Annotated in this window: 2 protein-coding genes and 1 pseudogene; 2 read left to right on the plus strand and 1 reads right to left on the minus strand. The window is 71.0% G+C overall.

Annotation, left to right across the window (positions count from 1 at the left end; all coding sequences use genetic code 11):
* Positions 1-187: 187 nt before the first annotated feature.
* Both ACFV4N_RS42115 and ACFV4N_RS42120 read left to right on the plus strand, forming a co-directional pair.
* Positions 188-874: pseudogene (locus ACFV4N_RS42115) on the plus strand (ABC transporter permease); the annotation flags it as partial.
* 113 nt (positions 875-987) lie between these two features.
* Positions 988-1,626 carry a WD40 repeat domain-containing protein gene (locus ACFV4N_RS42120; protein ID WP_499678295.1) on the plus strand — a complete coding sequence of 213 codons (639 nt, stop codon included), beginning with the start codon at positions 988-990 and terminating at the stop codon, positions 1,624-1,626.
* Positions 1,627-1,645: 19 nt separating this feature from the next.
* Here the strand turns inward: ACFV4N_RS42120 and ACFV4N_RS42125 are convergent, their stop codons facing one another.
* Complete coding sequence (locus ACFV4N_RS42125) at positions 1,646-2,656, minus strand: LacI family DNA-binding transcriptional regulator (protein WP_499678296.1); 1,011 nt, start codon at positions 2,654-2,656, stop codon at positions 1,646-1,648.
* Positions 2,657-2,979 lie beyond the last annotated feature (323 nt).

Raw genomic sequence — 2,979 nt, forward strand, 5'->3', positions numbered from 1 at the left:
ACGACCCGCGGCGCCCCGGGCCGCAGCTGCGGTTGGAACGTTGCGCAAGAACCGTTGGCCTCTCCTTTCGAATTCCCCCAACCTCGCGCTGCATCACCGCTTTGAAACATTTCACTGCCGGAGGTGCCGAATGGACCCGAAGCGCGCGGCTCCCCTGCTGGAGGTCCGCGACGTCACCAAGTAGCTGATCGTGGTCTTGGCCGTGCTGCTCGGCGCAGTGCTGGGCGCGGTGAACGGGGTGTTCGTGACCCGGTTCGCGCTGCCCTCGCTCGCGGTGACCATCGGCACGCTCGCCGCCTACCGGGGCCCGGCGTTCGTGGTGCTGGGCGACCAGGCGGTGGCCGACTTCCCGGTCGGCTGGACCGGCGCCGCGGTCTCGGGCGGCGCCGTGCCGTGGGCGGTGGTCGTCGTGCCGGCGCTCGCGGTGGTGTTCGGCGTCGTGCTGCACGCCACGCCGTTCGGCCGCTCCTTCTACGCGATGGGCGACAACGCCGAGGCCGCCGCCTTCGCCGGCATCCGGGTCGCCCGCGTCAAGTTCTGGCTGTTTGTCGCGTCCGGTGCGGTGTCCGGCCTGGCCGGCGTGTACTGGACGCTGCGGTTCGCCAGCGCGCGGGCGGACAACGCGGCGGGCCTGGAGCCGGCGGTGGTCGCCGCCGTCCTGCTCGGCGGCGTGTCCACCTTCGGCGGTCGCGGCACCCTGCTCGGCGTGCTGGCCGGCGTGCTGCTGCTCGGCGCCGTCCGCAACGCCCTCCAGCTCGCCGACGTCGCCGCCGACGCGCTCAACGTCGTCACCGGCGGGCTGCTCATCGCCTCGGTCGTGGTGCCCAACGCGGTCGCCCTGGCCCGTGACCGGTGGCGGCGCCGACCGACCTGACCAGCGGATCCCAGCGACGACGGAGTCCCCGCCGTGAAAGGAACAGCCATGTCCCAGCCCAAGCGCACCGGCCTGATCGCCCTCGCGATGGCGGCCGTGCTGGCCACCGCCGCGTGCGGCGGCACCACCCGGGGTTCCGAGCAGGACGGCCCTGCCACCGGCCGGGCGAACCCGGACGCACCGCTCGCGGGTGTGGAATCGACGGTGTCGACTTCGATCGTGCGGACACCTACCGGACACAACTGCTCAACTGCACTCCGCCACCGAATGCTGGTTCCGGGTCGTTCATTGCGCCGAGCGCACACATCGCAAGAACAGGCTCTGCCAACGAACCCCGCCTTCGCCACTTCACCGGTGACACGAGCCTGGTTCATGCGGCGACGTGGTCACCGGACGGATCCCGCATCCTCACCGGGCGTCGCATATGGGACGCCACCACCGGACAACTCATTTACTACCTGACCGCCCCTGCCGGATTCCGAGCCTGGTCACCAGACGGAACCCGCATCCTCACCAGCAGCAGCAACGACATCCGAGTCTGGAACGCCACCGGTCAGGACACCGGTCTGACCTTCGCCTTCTTCCCCCAAGGTGAACTGGCCGTCTACAACGCCAAGAAGAACGAGATCATCGGTTGCACCAAGGAAGCCTGGCGGTGGTTGGGCTGGAACGTCGTCGAGGATGGGCGTGTGGAGCGCCTGCCCGCAGAAACGTTCTACCCGCTCCCCTTGCTGAAACCGCTCGACTCCTGACCGGGGCACCACCCTCTGGTCAGGCCGCCCCGCCCAGCGGCCGGATGCGCGTGGACTCCCGCACCACCAGCTCGGGCTCGAACACCCGGTTCTCGTGCTCGTGCCCGTCCGGGTCCCGCGCCTCGGCCAGCAGCAGCTCCGCCGCCGTCCGCCCCAGCAGCTGCCGGGGCTGGGACACCGACGTGAGCGGCACCGCGGCGGCCGCGGCGAACTCGATGTCGTCGTAGCCCACGATCGCCAAGTCCTCCGGCACCCGCAGGCCGAGGCGGACCGCCTGCTGCAACAGCCCCAGCGCGAGCATGTCGTTGGCGCAGAAGGCCGCGGTCGGGCGGCGGGCGGCCGGGAGGCCCGCCAGGCGTTCACCGGCCCGCCTGCCCTCGGCCACGTCGAGCCGCGCCGTCTCCAGGACGGTCAGGGGTTCGGCGTCGGCGCGGGCCAGGGCCTGTTCCGCGCCCGCGATGCGGTCGGCGACCTGGCCGATGGCGCGGGGGCCGCCGATGAAGGCGATCCGGCGGTGGCCGGCGTCGAGCAGGTGGGAGACGGCGAGGTCGCCGCCGAGCACGTCGTCGACCGACACCGAGCAGCGGTCCGGGCCCGCGCCCCGGTCGACGACCACGACCGGCGTGCCCCGGGCCACCACGGCGGTGATGCGCGGGTCGTCCGCCACCACCGGCGTGATGAGGATGCCCTCCACGCGCTGCTGCTCGAGCAGGTCCAGGTAGTTGGCCTGGCGCACGGCGTCCTCGCCGCCGTCGCACAGGAACAGCGCGCGGCCCGCCTCGTCCGCCACCTGCTGGGCGCCGGCGGCCACGTCGGTGAAGAACGGGTTGCGGGTGTCGAGCACCACGTAGGCGAGGGTGCGGCTGGTGCCACCGCGCAACTGCCTGGCCGACTCGTTGCGCACGAAGCCCAGTTCGGCGATGGCGTCCAGCACGCGCTTGCGGGTGCGCTCGGTCACCATCTCCGGGTGGTTGAGCACGTTCGACACCGTGCCCAGCGCCACTCCCGCGTGCGCGGCTACGTCTTTCATGCTCGGCGCGGCCACTGCGGCACCTCTCCCTCCGCTACCGACCGGATACCGACTGAAACGTCAAGGAACCCGGTGTTCGCAGGAGCGTAGCAGGGCGCGAAAACGCTGCAGCCCAACTCGGGCATCCGTACCGGACACTGTTGTGAAACGTTACAAGCCGCACTATCGTCCGTCTCGACCGGTGTTCGCGCTGTCGAGAGGAACGACGTGATGTCGCCACAGGAGGCACTGTCGGAACTCGACGGGTTCACCGTCGAGGTGCCGAGTTGGGCGTACGGGAATTCCGGCACCCGGTTCAAGGTGTTCAGCACGCCGGGTACGCC

Source organism: Actinosynnema sp. NPDC059797, assembly GCF_042732085.1.
GTDB lineage: Bacteria > Actinomycetota > Actinomycetes > Mycobacteriales > Pseudonocardiaceae > Actinosynnema.

Bases quoted from the DNA above. Each gene is read 5' to 3' on its own strand.
- ACFV4N_RS42125 (WP_499678296.1), bottom strand. From the start codon at position 2,656: ATGAAAGACGTAGCCGCGCACGCGGGAGTGGCGCTGGGCACGGTGTCG.